This window comes from Sulfurimonas sp., assembly GCF_047622445.1.
GTDB lineage: Bacteria > Campylobacterota > Campylobacteria > Campylobacterales > Sulfurimonadaceae > Sulfurimonas.
In genome coordinates, this window is sequence record NZ_JBLHOE010000077.1 from 1 (window position 1) to 16,147 (window position 16,147).

Consider the following 16,147-nt stretch of genomic DNA (forward strand, 5'->3'; position numbering starts at 1 on the left):
AACTAACGATGGTTCAGGTTCTGCAAACTCAGTTTCAGCGGACAGTACCAAACACATTGACAACACTAATAGTAATTTTTTTATCATTTTATATTCCTTGTTAGAGATTTGAAATCTTCAATGTTCCAAGCTCCAATAAACTTTTTAATGATATCCTGTTTATTATTAATAAAATAAAAACTTGGAGTCATAACAGGTTTTATTCCTAATGGCATATAATCTTTGTCAAGATTTATTTTTACTAATATAAATCTTTCCTCAAGCCAGTCTTCCATATATAAATCTTCAAAAACTGCCATTTCCATATTGCTACAATAACCACAATTTGTTCTTATCACATCTATCATAATTATCTTATTATTTTTTTCTTGTACACGTAAAGCTTCTTCATATCCTATCCATTCAACAGCAATTGCATGTGAACATATAAGTAGAAAGACACATACTAGTCTATTCATTTCCCCACTCTAACATTCTATAAGCTATCTCTACATTTTGTCTATGCATAGAATCATAAAAATTTGTATCTTTATATTTTTCCATTACAACAGTATTAACTACATCAGAAATATCTTCACCATCTTCTAGTAAAGTGGAAACTTCTTCTTGTAATGTTTTAATATAGTTATATGTCATATCTACAGATGTTCTATCCACAATTTTGCCATGTCCACCAATGATAAATGTAACATCCATAGACTTAATGACCTCGAGTGTATCTGTCCATCCTTTTAAATCCCCATCTCGTATGGAAGGTAACCTATCATTAAAAACTAGATCACCAACAAAGATTGTCTTGTCTTTAGGTATGTAAACTAAAAGATCAGCACTCGTATGAGCTTTTTTATTTACATTAATAAGGTGTATTGTGGTACCATTAACATCAAGAAGCTTTTCATTCTCTACTAAAATCAAGGGGATAACTTGAGTAGTTTTTAAAAAAGCTTCTGGACTTATTCTTTGCTGCATTCTCGTAATGGCAACTCTCGTCTCAGAAGAGAAGCCATTTGAGCCTACAATTTGTACACCTAATTCAGAGTAATAACTATTTCCCAGCCAATGGTCATCATGAACATGAGTATTTATTACATAAGAAATAGGTAGATTCTTAATCATTTTCATTTTTTCATATGCTTGGAAAGCATATGAGTATGTAGGACCGCTATCAATTACAATATAATTGGTCCCCATATTAACAAAACAGGAATTAGACATGTTACCATTGTTATGCTCATCCATTACCTCTGAGTACCCAAAAAAACAATGTGTAGTAGCACTTATTTTCTTCGGCTCTAACTCATAATCAAAAGCCGTGAGGTAATTGATTAGTAATGTTAGTATCAGTAGTAATTTCAAAGCATAACCTTTATCTTTTTAAATCTTAATTTTAGAACTTAAATTGGTACTGTGCTATGATAGCATCATCAGTGTAACCACCAGCTACATTATTTGAATCAGTATCACCGCTTGCCATAACATAGTTTAAAACAACTTTATGTTGATTTCTCATACGCTTAGCTTTACGAGAAAAATCTTGGTATGGAGAAGAGATGAAAATATTTGCACCTAAGTAAACATTTGTCAAACTAGTGTCAGCACTACCAACTTTTTCTGCATCCGCTTTCATATATTTACCAACTAATTCTAAAGATGGAGTTACAAAGTATCCAGCAGTTGCAGTAAGAGCTTTTTCATCATAACCCTTTACACCGTTAAGATTTTCTGCATCAAAGTATTCTGCTTTTAAGCTTAAGTTTCCTAGGTTAGAATCAATACCAATATTAATATTTGAGTAATCTTCACCACCAGCAACACCACTTGGGCCAGCTGCATTTTCACTTAATGCATATGAAGCTTCTATATGAAGTTTTTCAGTATTATCGTACATACCACGAACTGCATAAGAATTTCCACCATTTTTACTACTTCCTGCAACTGCACTTCTATCAGCTTGATTAGCGATCATAACATCATAACCAAAACCTACCCATGGACGTTCATGACCCATTTCAAAACCATTTACTTTACCACTTCCACCAATAGCACGACCAGAAACCATTAAACCTGTATTTCTCTCAAGAACAAGTTTCTTATCAAAACCACGTTCTGCAATATCAAGATTCCATCCTGGCATTGTAAAACTCATACCATTTGGCATTTTAATAAGACCCGCTTTTATTACAAATGCAGGATCAGCAACATAAGAAATGAAAGCATCTTTAACCATTTTCGGCATTGCTGCACCATCTCCAGTTTTTCCGTTAACAGCATGATCTTGATTGAAATCTAAAAATACTTTACCACGAACTTTTCCAGCTTGATACTTCCAACCAAGACGAATACGCTGTGCTCCAAATGCAACTTTTGAATCTTCACCATCTTTGATAATACCATCACCAGCACGAGCCTCAAGCTGAGAAAAACCAAAAAATGTCAGTTTTGTATCTACATCACCAACTTTTTTCTTCATTGTATAACCAGCTTGTGCTGATGTACTCATTAGTAATAGTGCAGCTGCACCTGCTGCTAGTTTTATCATTGAACTTTTTTTCATAATCTTTCCTTATTATTTAATAAATAATATGTTATAATAATCTTATCTTTTATCTGATTATATACATATTCGGATTTGATAAATGGTAGTTAGAGCTACCATTTACTTAACAACTAGTCGAACCTTTAACTGGACAACCACAATCATAATCAACTATCGTAACATTACCCGCGTTACTAATATCAACTACTTTTTGTCTTTTGATGTAATCACGTGTCACATCATATACAGGTCTAATCTTGTCTTTTTGAAGATTACTACCAGCATTTTGAAGATTTCCACCCCAAGATGAAACAACATAAGTTTTCTTTAAATCTATCGGTTTACCACCAATCATAAGTTTAGAAATTCTCTTTCCAGCTTTTCCTGCTACTTCAATACTATACGTAACTCCACCTAGTCGAGACATGTCCCCACCCTGTTGGTATAAAGGATTAGAATTAAATACATTATCTGCTATATCTTCTAGTAAACTAGCAATCTGTTTACCTGATAAATCAAATGTATATACATTAGGATATGTGATTCCACACATCTCATATACATTATCCATTAAAATATCATCGCCGGCTAAAACTGTTGTACCCCATCTATATCCAGGAGTAAAAGCCATATCACATTTCATCTCATCAAGAATCGCATTATTAATCAACTCATCGAATGTTGAAAAGAAAGTGTCACGCTTATAAAGAATATTTTTAGTTTTACCTAGAACTTCATTTAACTCTTTATCAAATGGAGCATACAATTCATTTACAAGTTTTACACCTTCTGGATCTGCTGGAATCAGGTTTGAAGCAATAGGTACAAGTTTGTACTCATAATCATTTACTTTTCCGTTACTAGCATCAATATCTAAACGTCCTACAAACTTACCATGACTTCCTGCGATAACAACTACAGTACCATTAATTGTAATAGGCTTAGGTGAAGGATCATGTGTATGTCCACTTAGAATAAAGTCAATACCATGAACCATACGAGCAACTTCTTGATCAACTGAGAAACCATCATGAGAAATAACTACAACACAATCAACTTTATGCTCTTTTCTTAATTCATTTACATAATCTTGAAGTGTTTCAGGTCTAATACCAAAACTCCAACCTTCTGTAAACTCTTTAGGATTTGCAGTAGAAGTAAATGGAAATGCTTGACCGATAATACCGATCTTAGCTCCACCTTTTTCTTGAATCGTATATGGTTCAAAAATAAGTTCTTCATACTCATCTGCAAAAGGATCATTACCAATAACATTTTGAGCAACAAATTTTGCATCTAACATTTCGATAAGCTCTAGCACTCTTTCTTTACCATAAGTAAATTCCCAGTGACCTGTCATAACATCAACACCAAGGTAGTTTTGCGCTTTAACAATAGCTTCACCACGAGTTTTTAATGCTACACCAGTACCTTGCCAAGTATCTCCAGAATCAAGGAACAATACATTATCTGCACCTCTTTCTTTTCTTACATGATCAAGGTATGTTTTCATATGAGCTATACCGCCCATCTTACCAAATTTCTTCGCTAATACTTCAAAATCAACATGTGTATCAAAATATGCATCTAGTGAACTTGGCTCTAAACCATAATGTTTTGCAAATGCCTCACCACATAAAAAGCCAGGTGTTCCAGTTAAATTAGGAGCAGATAACAATGTAGATGGCTCTCTCCAGTATAATGGTTTGATATGCGCATGGATATCACACATATGAAGTAATGTAAAATTACCAGTTGCATTAAAGTCATATATGTCTTTTAAGCCAATACTTGCCGAAGTTTTAGAACTTGCTGAACCGCTAGTAGCAGCACCAAGTCCTAAAATAGCAGCTATGTGCATAAAGTCTCTTCTTGATATATCCATTATATTACCTTTTTAAACCAGGAATAGCGATTTCCGCGCCCTTAGCTTCATCAGTTAAATAAACTTCAAGTGCTACCATTTCTGGAGATCCTAAAGGGATTACTTTTAAAAGAGCATTGTTCATACAACCCTGAAAACGTCTTGGCAGAGTTCTTAAAGATGACTTTGTCATTCTATATCCAGGCCAAGTAGCAGCTACGGCTACACCTTTAGCACTTAAGTCTGGTAAAGGTTGTGTTCTTAGAACTGTTCCTATTACCTGAGCCGAGTGACAAGAGTTACAAGCAAGTCCTCTTCCTCCACGTGGTGTCATGTAATTATTTTTACCCATTGCATAGGCTTTTTTCATGTGTTCATTTGCATTGACATCAATGTTTACAGCTTCACCATTAGCAATCGACTTTACATAAGAACTCATTTCAAACATTTTTGAACTTTTAAGTTTAAATGGTTTTTCACCTTTTGAATGCATAAAACCTTGTAAAGTTTGACTAATTGTAACAACTTGTTTAAAGTCTTCTAAATAACGAGGAAACCCCGCAATATATTTTGGTAAATCATCTTCACTTACCTTTAAAAATGCTGCTAAAGCTGCATCTCCACCAAATTCTTCAAGCATTTCACTTCCGCTTTCAACAAACATATCTGCTGGATTATTTTCTAGCATCTCTGCATACATAGCACGGTCAGCATCACTCATAGCAAATGCTTCACCACCAAAAGATAATGATGAAAGAAGTGCTACAGACAGTGCTATTTTAATTCCTGTATTCATGGATTATCCTTTTGGTTTAATCTTTTTACTTTTTTCGTTCATTTCACCTGTATTGTCAGTATATGTTACAGTAAGATCACCCTTACCATTTACTTTCATATACGTTGTAAATACTGGATTAGTAGACAATGTTTCCCATACGTTTAAAGTAGTTATAACTTTTCCGTTATATGTAAATTTCACATTATTAACATATTTAGCAGGCTTCAATTTCTTTGTCTTTTTATCTTTAGAAAGACCCGTGTCCATTGGATGCATAACCATAAAACTTACTTTTACAATTTCACCATCTTTATATTTTTTTGGTTTGATTTTAATCAGTGATTTTCTTTTTGCCATTTTATTTTCCTATTTTATTTTATTTATTTTATATGTGTACTTTAGAGAAGGATCAACCACAACCACCGATTGTTACTTTAACACTTTGAGATGCCATCAAAAACTCGCCATTACTTAATGCAACAACTGCTGTAATTTTTTGTGTTCCACCAAGCTTCACACGAGTAGCGAACATTGCTTTACCATTTGCTGGAGTTAAGTGCGCATCTATACAACGAGCATTACTATTTTTACCAGCGATTATATGTATAGATTTTACATAATCAGCGTCAGTCATTGGAGAGTCTACTGTTACAGTAACTGGAACAACAGCACCATTCTCAGCAATTTCTGGCACCTTTAAACTTACTGCACTTGATGCTTTTGCTGTTTTACCACCAGTAATCGCAGCTAAAGCATCGTTATAACTCATTACATTTACTGATATTGGTGCAGCTGCAAAACTCATTGTTGGCGTTACTGCTGCAGCTACTAATGCTGCAGAACCTATTTGTTTAAAAAAATCTCTTCTTTTCATAATATTCCTTTTTATTTTGGTGCTAAGATATATGAAGTAAGGTCACATACTTCACTTTCGTTAAATAAACCATTTGCTAAATTAATTGTCATAAGTGTCTCTGGATTTAATGCACGAGCATCTGCAATTTGTTGATAAACATATTGAGCATCTCTAACGCCACTATCAACAAACATTGCTTTGTATCCAACTAATGAAGGACCAACATTTCCTGGTCCGTTTGAACCTTCGATATTATGACAAGCGATACAGTTACCATATTGTTTATTTGGAATCTTATCTCCGGGAAGGTATGTTTTACCTGGTTTCATCTGCTTACGAGAGATACCCTTTGGTGGATTCTTTTTCGCTTTTTTTCCATTTAAATTATGGAATAAAAAAGCACCTCGCGCTATAGATGCAGGATTTGTACTTACACAACCAGCTGGCATTTTAAAGTGCTTAGCAGGTGGCAATAAATCTTTTTTAATCATCTTGCTTGCATTAGGGTGTTGTATCACATTACTATAATCAGCAGCGAAAACAGACCCTACAAGAACTAATGACATAACCAAAGTTTTCTTCATTCTCTTTCCTTTTGTTTAGTTTCAGCGTCAGTATAACTATGAAGTGTAAAATTTATATAAAATTTGATTTAATTATATATCTTTTTTCAGATAAATTATATTTACTTATATATGTGATAAAGATAATAAATTTATTTAGTGATATATAATTTAAATTGATAGTTTATTTATGCATATCTGAGGAAAATAAAATAGAAACTTCTATTCCTATATATAAGGGATATGTACCAAGACATAAAATAAAGAAGGAAATATATGTGAAGCTATATTTACTTCAGTTATATACCTCGAGGGAAAGCAAATGGAAATACATATAAGAATGTACTTCCAACTTTTGGAGTGGAATCTACATGTAATTCTATATTCATCTCATCAATAATAGACTTTACAATATTTAATCCTATCCCAAAACCACCCTTATTAGAATCTTCTCGATAGTATCTACTAAATATTTTTTTAACATTTTCAATGCCCCTTCCATAATCTTGAAAACTTAAATGACACTTTTCATCTTTCATATATAGTCTTATATCTATTTCTGAATTTTCAGTAGAATATTTAATAGCATTAGAGATAGTATTGTCAATTACACGTTGTAATTGTTTTGGATTCATTTCTATATAAGGATGAATATCAATATATGAATTAATAGTTATATCTTTCATTTTCCCTACCTCACTAAAATAATCAATTCTTTCTTTTAAAAAAACAGCTATTTCTATAGCCTCTTTCTCATGTCTTAACTTATCATGTTTTATAAGGTAGTCCATATCGTTGTATATGTTAGACAATACCTTTGTTGCAGCTTTCATTCTACTCATATACTTATTGGCTGTATTTTTTCTATTGTAAAGATCAATATTAACACTTATGATAGATAAAGGCGTATTAATTTCATGCATAGAGTCTTTAATGAAATTATCTAGTGTTTTATTCATTTTTTTATATGGTTTAGCAAAACTCTGCAAAAAGAAGATACTAAGAATAAAGATAAGTATAACTACTCCAAGAAGTATTAACATTAATTTTTCATAAACTGTTGCAAAAGAAATTTTATTTTTTACGATAAGGTACTTTGCATCAAAATATCTATGTTTCGGCAGTTTAACAATAAGGTAAGCATCATTATTATCTAAATGGTATCCGTCTTTAAAGTATTTAACTTCATATTTAAGTAAAGAAAAAATTGGTTCAAATTTTTCATTATACAATCCTGATTGAAATGTATTGAATCTTGGATATTCAAAATATTCTTCATTTTTGTTATGTTCTTGTATACTCTTTATTACTAAAAGTGATTTCTCTTTTAGCAATAACTCATTTTGTATAGAATGAATATTTTTCATATAAATAAAGTAGAAAAACAAAGGTATTAAAAGAATAATAGCTATTAAAGATGTATATATTAACGCGTACTTTGCAGAATACTGATTACCTTTCAATTATATACCCTAAGCCTCTTCTATTTTGAATAATACCATCAGGTAATTTTTTACGTAAGTTATTTACCTGAACCCTAATTGTTGAGGGTTCAACATATTCTCCCCATACCTGATCTTGAAACATTTCACATGAAACTACAATATTTTTATTTTTTATAAGAACTTTTAAAATATCCTGCTCTGCTTTTCTAAGAATTATTTCCTTATTTTCAAATGTCAATTGAGATTTCTTGATATTATAAGAAAGATCTTTATTAATATTTACTATTGAACTATCATCTTCTAAACAACCTGTGAAAGCTTGATCTATACGTAACTCAAGTTCCTCTAAATCAAAAGGTTTTCGAATGTAATCACAACACCCACTTTTGTAACCTTCTTTTAAATTATCTAAATTTGTCATTGATGTTAAAAATATTGTTGGTATATTTTTATTATCTTGTTTCAATTTTTGTAAAAGTTCAAAACCAGTTAATGATGGTACGTTCACATCTAAAAGTAACATATCATATGGCGTGTCGTAAATGGCATTATACGCTTCTAATCCATCCATAAAACCATCAACCCTATACCCTAGGTCGGTTAAAAACTCTTCTATACTTATACGTAACGAATACTCATCTTCTAATAATAAAATTTTCATTTAATTTTTCCATCTATTTTTTTAACAATTTTTTTATTTAACATCATTTGAATAAGCTCATCTTTTGTGAAAGTATCAAACTTTTCATAAGCTTCATCTAAAAAAACTTGCCTATCCTCTTTACTTATGACATCTTGAAGGTATACCATAGAACTAGCAGAATATTTATCATACAAATTCTTTTCATATTTCTCTTCTTTTAGTACATCATACAAACCACTTCTTGTTACATTTATTAAAAAAGATATATCATCTTCTTGATCTCTAAAATAGTCTAAATATCTCTCTGGCAAAATAAGTACATATCCTCCGATAGCTTTATATTCACCATCGTACATTGTTTGGTAAAATATATATTTTCCATCTAGATATAAGATTTTACTTAGTTGTAACTCTTTAAAGTCTACTTTATTTAATGTTTGAATATGATTATAATTATAATTTCTATTTGCTACAACATAATCAGCTATCGTTAAATTTTGCATCATTAACACAGCACTGTCTGAATATTTCACATCGAGTAAGGCATAAAAATCCACACCTATAGAGCTGAAGAAATCTGTAATTGATTTAAAAAAGGAAATAACCTCTACGAATCCGAGGAATACACCATCCTTGTATATAGGTACAGTTGCTTTTATCCCTAACCGTCTCCCTATCTCTATCGAAGTACGAGGTGTCTTATGTGTTTTAAAATAATCAAAATCTGTTCTATATTCGCCTATAGGCATTCCAGCATAAATATCATCCCAACTTCTTGCAAAAATATTATGTTCTTTAGTTATTATTTGTGCTCTAACTAACATCCCTGTATTTTTCTTAATTGTGTTTCTAATGTCGGAGAGTATTTGATACCCTAAATCTTCATCATCATTTTCTAAGGCATTAACTATTCCTGTATTTTGAGACAAAAAAAGAGCCATCTTAAGATCATTCATTTTATGCAGGTTTAACTCTGAATCTAAGGTAAGAGTAACTTGATCCATTATATTATGAATTTTTTCTTCTCTATTCTCATTATTATAATATACAAAACCGATAAAAACGATACTCGCTAATACAACAAATAGTAAGATTATTTTTTTAAGCATTAAAAACTAATTTTATAATTATCTTATGAAACTCATTCCCCCTCATACGGGTCATAAGAAAAAGTTGTTTCATTTTCAGTATCCTCATTTTTTTTCTCTACTGTCTTATCTTTTTTCTCCACTGTAATGCTTGGAGTAAACTCTTGAATTTTCATGTTCTCTACCTTTAAATTTTTAGATTCAGGTTTTGAAGGTATTTTTTCCTTTTGCTCTGCCAATTCTTTTTTTGGTTCTGTATAAAATACACTGTTTTCTTCAAACCCTATAACCATATTTGAACACGCACTAAACAGCATACTCAAAAACAAAAAATACATTATATTCATAACTTTTTTCATAAATACCCCTATCAAAAATTTATCATCCATACCTATACTAAAGAATAATCAGATTACTTTATCGAAAAATTGTAAAATTTAAGTAAAAATCATGCATATATTCCAAAACTATCTATAACTCGCTTATAATGACACTAAATGAGAGAACGTAAATTTAGTAAGATTTTTTGATACAATTCCACACTCAAATTGAAAAAATATATAAATACTAGGAATTCTAAAATCATAGATTCCTTCATAAATAAGCTATACATTGGTTTTAATAAATTAAATTGGATAATAAATGACAGAAATAGAATATAAAATATACATCGACGACGTTGTGAGACGTGTAGAATTTGCACGTCTTCAAGTAAGCGAGTACCATATTGTTAAAACTATTGCAGTAAGTAAGTACTCGACTTCTGATGAAATTGAAAAACTTTATAACATTGGACAGCGTGCTTTTGGCGAAAATAAAGTTCAAGATTTAAAAGTAAAATCACAAGAGCTTGAAGATTTACCGCTAGAGTGGCACTTCATTGGGAATCTTCAAAAAAATAAGATTAATAATTTACTAGATATTAGACCTTCACTTTTTCATGCACTCGATTCGATAGAACTAGCAGAAGAATTACAAAAAAAGCTTCTAGCAAAAAATATGACTCTCTCTACTTTAATGCAAATCAATTCTGCAAAGGAAGAATCTAAGTATGGAGTTATGCCTGAATTGGCGATAGAGACATACAAAAAAATTCAAGACACTTGTCCAAATATCAAACTAAAAGGGGTAATGAGCATTGGTGCTCATTCTGAGGATAGAGATATCGTTAAGCAGAGTTTTGAGACAACACACAATATTTACAAGCAACTCAATGGTGCAACAATCTGTTCTATGGGTATGAGTGGAGATTATGAGCTAGCTATTTCGTGTGGGTCAAATATGATTAGACTTGGTTCTGTAATGTTTAATAAGTAACCCTAATAGAATAACTCTCTTTATGACTTAATTAAAAAAATGCTCTCATGTTTGGCTATTAATATCGATAATCAGTAAGTACCCTCATATAATTTGCTCTCTCATATGCTGCGGGATTAGAAGTATGGTGAAGTGATATACTTCCTTTCATCTGCTCTATTGAAACATATTCTTTTTCTTCCATCCAGGCTACTAAATTTTCTAAGACTGTAGTTATATGAGCTTCACCATATTTTAAAATAGCACTTACCATCTGTACGGCATCGGCTCCACTCATCATAGATTTCAATATATCTTCATGAGTACTTACACCCGTTGACGCGCATAAAGAAACATCTAGTTTATTGTAAAGAATCGCACTCCAACGAAGTGTTTCACTCAAATCATTTGATCGTGTTGGGTTAATAGTCTGCACAGAGTTTAAGTTTTCAAGATCAATATCTACATGAACAGGACGGTCAAAAAGAACCAAAGCATTTGCTCCAGCATCGGTTAATTTTTTTGCCATTTGGGCAGGAGCAGAAAAAAAGGCATTCATTTTAACTGCAATAGGGATACTAACATGTTCTCTTACCACTGTAAGTGCATCAATGTAGAGTTGTTCAATCTCTCTAGCATCTTTATCTATATCTGTTGGAATATATGTAATGTTAAGCTCTATAGCATCCACACCAGCAGACTCTAATTTTTTAGCATACTCCTGCCAACCACCACGACTCACACCATTAAGAGAAGCAATTATAGGGATAGAAATATTTTCTTTTAGTTTTTTAATTTCATCAAGATAATGTTCTGACTCTAGATTACTTAAAGTAACTTCAGGAAAGTACCCTAAAGCCTCCGCATAATCCTCACTCCCTTTAAAAAGAAAATGATCCAACTCATGTGTTTCATGATTAATTTGTTCTTCAAATATAGAATGCAAAACAACAGCTGCTGCCCCACTCTCTTCAAGTTTTTGAATTGATTCAAAAGAAGCTGTAAGCGGAGATGCCCCGACAATAATTGGATTTTTAAGTTTGAGTCCCATATATGTAGTTGTTAAGTCCATCTTCTACTCCTCTTCTTTGTATGATGTTTGGGCTATGTTCTCATAGCGTTTGTACATATCTTTTGCATGAGTTCTAGCTGTTTGTAAATACTTTTTTGCATTGTTCGTATCAAGTTTTTCAACCATTTTAAATCGTGTCTCTTGATACATAAAATTCTTCACATCTATCTGCGGTCCTTTATAGTCAAGTATCATAGGATTTTTACCTTCTTTTTCTAGGTCAGGGTTATATCTAAAAGTTGCCCATAGACCAGAATCAACTGCCAGTTTTTGATGTGCCATTCCATAACGGAGATCATAGCCATGTGCCACACAATGCGAATATGCGATGATGATTGAAGGTCCATCATACGCTTCAGCCTCTACAAAAGCCTTCACCGTTTGTGTATCACTCGCACCCATAGCTACTCTAGCAACATAAACATTTCCGTACGCTATAGCCATCATTGCTAAATCTTTAGGAACCTGAGCTTTACCACCTGCTGCAAACTTAGCAACTGCGCCAACCATGGTTGCTTTTGACTGTTGACCACCAGTGTTTGAGTACACTTGAGTATCAAGTACTAAAATGTTGACATTTTTACCACTTGCTAAAACATGATCAAGTCCACCGTATCCAATGTCATATGCCCAACCATCGCCACCTATCATCCATACAGATTTTTTTACCAAGTAATCACATAAATGGCTAAGTCTATCTGCATTCTCTGCCTTACTTTCTTTAAGTACTTTTTTAAGCTCTTCAACCCTTTGTCTTTGTGCAAAAATCTCCGGCTCATCTTCTTGTGCCGAATCTAAGATACTCTCACTCAGTTCTAAGCCAATTTCTTTTTTAATATTAGATAATATGTCTCTTGCGTTATCTGTATGACTATCTATTGCTAGTCTAAATCCTAAACCAAATTCTGCATTATCTTCAAAGAGTGAGTTTGCCCATGCTGGACCACGCCCGTCACTATTTTTCTTCCATGGTGTTGTTGGTAAATTCCCTCCATAGATAGAAGAACAACCTGTTGCATTAGCTACGACCATTCTATCTCCAAAAAGTTGTGAAGCGAGTTTTATGTACGGAGTTTCACCACACCCAGGACAAGCACCGGAAAACTCAAACAGAGGTTCAAGAAACTGTGTCTCTTTTGCTTTTTCATGATTGAGTTTTGCTCTGTCATAATTTGGAAGTTTTGTAAAATAATCCCAGTTAAGAACTCCATCATCATGTACATCTACTTGTGGCACCATATTAATCGCTTTAAGATTAGTTTGAGATTTATTTTTAGCTGGACATACTTCTACACAAAGAGAGCAACCTGTACAGTCTTCAACAGCTACAGCAATTGTAAACTGCTCAGTAGGCTCAAAAGTTTTACCTTTGGCTTTTATAAAGCTGAAAATACCAGGAGCATCATTTAAAATTTCTTCTTCTATTACTTTTGAGCGAATAGCCGCATGAGGACAGACAATGACACACTTGTTACATTGTATACACGTACTTGCATCCCATACTGGTACTTCCAAGGCGATATTACGTTTTTGATACTGTGTTGTACCCGTGGGCCATGTTCCATCTACTGGAATAGCAGAAACAGGAAGTTCATCGCCATCGCCAGATATAATTCTTGCCGTAATATCTTTCACAAAATCATCAAAGTCCCCTTTGACAATTGGCTGCATAGGTTTTGCACCCACAGTAGACTCTGGAACATTTACTTCATAAAGATTTGCAAGGGCATTATCTACTGCAAGATTATTCATATCTACAATCTGCTTGCCTTTTTTACCATAACTTTTTTCTATAGAATTTTTAATTTTAGCAATTGCCTCTTCTTTTTCTAATACACCAGAGATAGCGAAAAAACAAGTTTGCATGACAGTATTTATACGACGACCCATACCACTCGCATTAGAAACTTTAGCAGCATCAATCACAAAAAACTTCAGCTCTTTTTCTATAATCTCTTCTTGTACTTTTAATGGAAGCTTTGAGAAAACAATTTCTTTAGAAAAAGGCGAGTTAAGTAAAAATGTTGCACCCTTACTTGCATGTCTTAAAATATCTAACTTTTCAAGAAAGACACTTTGATGACACGCTACAAAGTTTGCTTTTTCTATCAAATAACTCGACCGTATAGTATCAGGACCAAAACGTAAGTGTGATGTTGTCATCGAACCAGATTTATTTGAATCATAAACAAAATAACCTTGAACAAAATTATCAGTTTCCTCGCCAATAATTTTAATAGAGTTCTTATTTGCCCCAACTGTTCCATCACTTCCAAGTCCAAAAAACATAGCTCGTAAAGTTTTATCGTTTGCAGTGGAAAAAGACTTATCCCATTCCAAAGAAGTATGACTTACATCATCATAAATCCCAATGGTGAAGTGGTTTTTTGGTTTAGCTTTTAAAAGTTCCTCAAATACGGCTTTAACCATCGACGGTGTAAACTCTTTAGAAGAGAGTCCATAACGTCCACCAATGATTTTTGGCATAGCAAATCCAAGTTCCCCTTGCTCGTTAAATTCGTTGAGTGTAGTTACCACATCAAGATAGAGTGGTTCACCTGAAGCACCGATCTCTTTTGTTCTGTCTAGTACGGCTATGGATTTTATAGTTTTTGGTAAAGCGTTTACGAAGTCTTTTATTGAAAAAGGTCTGTACAGTCTTACTTTTAGAACTCCAACTTTTTCTCCATGCTGGGTCAAATACTCAACACTTTCATGAACAGTCTCAGCACCGGAACCCATAATGATGATAATACGCTCAGCATCTTTATCTCCAACATACTCAAAAAGTTTATATGCACGTCCAGTTAAGTCTTCAAATTTATCCATTACCTTTTGGGTAATACCGGGGAGTTTTTCATAGTAAGTATTTATACTCTCTCTTCCTTGGAAATATACATCAGGATTTTGAGATGTACCACGAATAACAGGATGATCAGGAGAAAGCCCACGAGCGCGATGTGCATGTACTAAATCTTCATCTATCATAGCTTTTAGCACTGACTCCTCTAGTAGTTCTATCTTACTTACTTCATGGGATGTTCTAAAACCATCAAAGAAGTGTAAAAAAGGTATACGAGATTCTAAAGAAGCGGCTTGGGATATAAGTGCCATATCATGCGCTTCTTGAACAGAGTTTGAAGATAAAAGAGCAAAACCAGTTTGACGAACTGACATAACATCACTATGATCTCCAAAAATGGAAAGCGCTTGTGCAGCTAGAGAGCGCGCAGCTACATGAAAAACTGTAGGTGTGAGTTCACCTGCAATCTTATACATGTTAGGAATCATCAGTAAAAGACCCTGAGAAGATGTAAAAGTAGTAGTTAAGGCTCCAGTCTGAAGAGATCCATGAACAGAACCACTTGCCCCACCCTCACTTTGCATCTCCATAATTTTAGGTAAGCCACCAAAAATATTTTTCTCACGACGCATAGTGTATATTTCACTAAGCTCTGACATAGGGGAAGATGGCGTGATAGGATAGATGGCTATAACTTCGTTTATTTTATGAGCAACTCTAGCAACTGCTTCATTTCCGTCAATGGTAATACTTCGCTTTTTCATAGAGGGACCTTATATTTTATATATAACTATTATCGTTCTTTTCAGCTTCAATAATGCTAAATTTTACTATAAAATAATTATAAAAGTTTTATTAAATATTCATACTTAATAAAAAAATGCTCAATTATTAGGCTATTTGTTTCTAAAAAGAGTACTCGTATACGTTACAATATAGAAAAATAAATAAGGAAACACATGTTAGATGTTTCAATAGCTTCAGAGCCTTTTAATCTAACGAAGAAAATATTTTTACTTCTTTTTTTATCTCTAAATATTTTCGCACTAGAAAAACTTAATTTGACAGACCATTCACTACCTGAGAATTCAAAGATCCTTCTAAAGTCAATTGAAAAACATGCCATTCGACTTGGAAAAGGATCTGGATACCAAACATATATATTTGTAGACCCTATGTGCCCACATTCAAGAAAGTATATAA

At 32.9% G+C, this 16,147-nt stretch carries 16 protein-coding genes; 2 read left to right on the plus strand and 14 right to left on the minus strand.

What is annotated here, in order from left to right:
- Nucleotides 1-83: 83 nt before the first annotated feature.
- The 12 genes from ACI9TV_RS14000 to ACI9TV_RS14055 form a co-directional block, all read right to left on the minus strand.
- Nucleotides 84-458: a DUF255 domain-containing protein gene (locus ACI9TV_RS14000; RefSeq protein WP_415251438.1), complete on the minus strand. Its 375-nt coding sequence runs from the start codon at nt 456-458 to the stop codon at nt 84-86.
- Entirely contained in the window at nt 451-1,356 is a 906-nt protein-coding gene (locus ACI9TV_RS14005; RefSeq protein WP_415251439.1) for an MBL fold metallo-hydrolase, read from the minus strand. Before ACI9TV_RS14005 ends, ACI9TV_RS14000 begins: the two co-directional genes overlap by 8 nt.
- 31 nt (nt 1,357-1,387) lie before the next feature.
- Nucleotides 1,388-2,554, minus strand: a complete 1,167-nt coding sequence (locus ACI9TV_RS14010; RefSeq protein ID WP_415251440.1) for a hypothetical protein — start codon at nt 2,552-2,554, stop codon at nt 1,388-1,390.
- A 106-nt stretch (nt 2,555-2,660) separates the two neighbouring features.
- On the minus strand, nt 2,661-4,421 hold the full coding sequence (soxB, locus tag ACI9TV_RS14015) for a thiosulfohydrolase SoxB (protein ID WP_415251441.1): 1,761 nt from the start codon (nt 4,419-4,421) through the stop codon (nt 2,661-2,663).
- A gap of 4 nt (nt 4,422-4,425) precedes the next feature.
- Nucleotides 4,426-5,196 carry a sulfur oxidation c-type cytochrome SoxA gene (gene soxA, locus ACI9TV_RS14020; RefSeq protein ID WP_415251442.1) on the minus strand — a complete coding sequence of 257 codons (771 nt, stop codon included), beginning with the start codon at nt 5,194-5,196 and terminating at the stop codon, nt 4,426-4,428.
- A gap of 3 nt (nt 5,197-5,199) precedes the next feature.
- Entirely contained in the window at nt 5,200-5,535 is a 336-nt protein-coding gene (gene soxZ / locus ACI9TV_RS14025) for a thiosulfate oxidation carrier complex protein SoxZ (protein WP_415251443.1), read from the minus strand.
- Between the two features lie 52 nt (nt 5,536-5,587).
- Nucleotides 5,588-6,052 (minus strand): thiosulfate oxidation carrier protein SoxY, encoded by a 465-nt coding sequence (soxY, locus tag ACI9TV_RS14030; protein WP_415251444.1) that lies wholly within the window; start codon nt 6,050-6,052, stop codon nt 5,588-5,590.
- Nucleotides 6,053-6,063: 11 nt separating this feature from the next.
- Entirely contained in the window at nt 6,064-6,618 is a 555-nt protein-coding gene (soxX, locus tag ACI9TV_RS14035) for a sulfur oxidation c-type cytochrome SoxX (protein ID WP_415251445.1), read from the minus strand.
- Between the two features lie 278 nt (nt 6,619-6,896).
- Nucleotides 6,897-7,931, minus strand: coding sequence for a sensor histidine kinase (locus ACI9TV_RS14040; RefSeq protein ID WP_415251446.1), 1,035 nt, complete (start codon nt 7,929-7,931; stop codon nt 6,897-6,899).
- Between the two features lie 118 nt (nt 7,932-8,049).
- Complete coding sequence (locus tag ACI9TV_RS14045) at nt 8,050-8,703, minus strand: response regulator transcription factor (RefSeq protein WP_415251447.1); 654 nt, start codon at nt 8,701-8,703, stop codon at nt 8,050-8,052.
- Nucleotides 8,700-9,794 carry a cache domain-containing protein gene (locus ACI9TV_RS14050; protein ID WP_415251448.1) on the minus strand — a complete coding sequence of 365 codons (1,095 nt, stop codon included), beginning with the start codon at nt 9,792-9,794 and terminating at the stop codon, nt 8,700-8,702. Before ACI9TV_RS14050 ends, ACI9TV_RS14045 begins: the two co-directional genes overlap by 4 nt.
- A gap of 32 nt (nt 9,795-9,826) precedes the next feature.
- A complete protein-coding gene (locus ACI9TV_RS14055; protein ID WP_415251449.1) occupies nt 9,827-10,132 on the minus strand; it encodes a hypothetical protein in 306 nt (101 codons plus the stop codon).
- 283 nt (nt 10,133-10,415) lie between these two features.
- On the opposite strand from ACI9TV_RS14055, the gene ACI9TV_RS14060 reads away from it, so the two are divergent.
- Nucleotides 10,416-11,090 carry a YggS family pyridoxal phosphate-dependent enzyme gene (locus tag ACI9TV_RS14060; protein WP_415251450.1) on the plus strand — a complete coding sequence of 225 codons (675 nt, stop codon included), beginning with the start codon at nt 10,416-10,418 and terminating at the stop codon, nt 11,088-11,090.
- A 58-nt stretch (nt 11,091-11,148) separates the two neighbouring features.
- On the opposite strand, the gene ACI9TV_RS14065 is transcribed toward ACI9TV_RS14060, so the two are convergent.
- Nucleotides 11,149-12,141 carry a dihydroorotate dehydrogenase-like protein gene (locus ACI9TV_RS14065; RefSeq protein WP_415251451.1) on the minus strand — a complete coding sequence of 331 codons (993 nt, stop codon included), beginning with the start codon at nt 12,139-12,141 and terminating at the stop codon, nt 11,149-11,151.
- Nucleotides 12,142-12,144: 3 nt separating this feature from the next.
- Nucleotides 12,145-15,708 carry a pyruvate:ferredoxin (flavodoxin) oxidoreductase gene (nifJ, locus tag ACI9TV_RS14070; protein WP_415251452.1) on the minus strand — a complete coding sequence of 1,188 codons (3,564 nt, stop codon included), beginning with the start codon at nt 15,706-15,708 and terminating at the stop codon, nt 12,145-12,147.
- 195 nt (nt 15,709-15,903) lie between these two features.
- On the opposite strand from nifJ, the gene ACI9TV_RS14075 reads away from it, so the two are divergent.
- The coding region (locus ACI9TV_RS14075) for a hypothetical protein (protein ID WP_415251453.1) at nt 15,904-16,147 on the plus strand (244 nt) is incomplete at its 3' end.

Bases quoted from the DNA above. Each gene is read 5' to 3' on its own strand.
- ACI9TV_RS14055 (WP_415251449.1), bottom strand. From the start codon at position 10,132: ATGAAAAAAGTTATGAATATAATGTATTTTTTGTTTTTGAGTATGCTG.
- ACI9TV_RS14065 (WP_415251451.1), bottom strand. From the start codon at position 12,141: ATGGACTTAACAACTACATATATGGGACTCAAACTTAAAAATCCAATT.
- soxB (WP_415251441.1), bottom strand. From the start codon at position 4,421: ATGGATATATCAAGAAGAGACTTTATGCACATAGCTGCTATTTTAGGA.
- ACI9TV_RS14050 (WP_415251448.1), bottom strand. From the start codon at position 9,794: ATGCTTAAAAAAATAATCTTACTATTTGTTGTATTAGCGAGTATCGTT.
- soxA (WP_415251442.1), bottom strand. From the start codon at position 5,196: ATGAATACAGGAATTAAAATAGCACTGTCTGTAGCACTTCTTTCATCA.
- nifJ (WP_415251452.1), bottom strand. From the start codon at position 15,708: ATGAAAAAGCGAAGTATTACCATTGACGGAAATGAAGCAGTTGCTAGA.
- ACI9TV_RS14045 (WP_415251447.1), bottom strand. From the start codon at position 8,703: ATGAAAATTTTATTATTAGAAGATGAGTATTCGTTACGTATAAGTATA.
- ACI9TV_RS14000 (WP_415251438.1), bottom strand. From the start codon at position 458: ATGAATAGACTAGTATGTGTCTTTCTACTTATATGTTCACATGCAATT.
- soxZ (WP_415251443.1), bottom strand. From the start codon at position 5,535: ATGGCAAAAAGAAAATCACTGATTAAAATCAAACCAAAAAAATATAAA.
- soxX (WP_415251445.1), bottom strand. From the start codon at position 6,618: ATGAAGAAAACTTTGGTTATGTCATTAGTTCTTGTAGGGTCTGTTTTC.
- ACI9TV_RS14010 (WP_415251440.1), bottom strand. From the start codon at position 2,554: ATGAAAAAAAGTTCAATGATAAAACTAGCAGCAGGTGCAGCTGCACTA.
- soxY (WP_415251444.1), bottom strand. From the start codon at position 6,052: ATGAAAAGAAGAGATTTTTTTAAACAAATAGGTTCTGCAGCATTAGTA.
- ACI9TV_RS14060 (WP_415251450.1), top strand. From the start codon at position 10,416: ATGACAGAAATAGAATATAAAATATACATCGACGACGTTGTGAGACGT.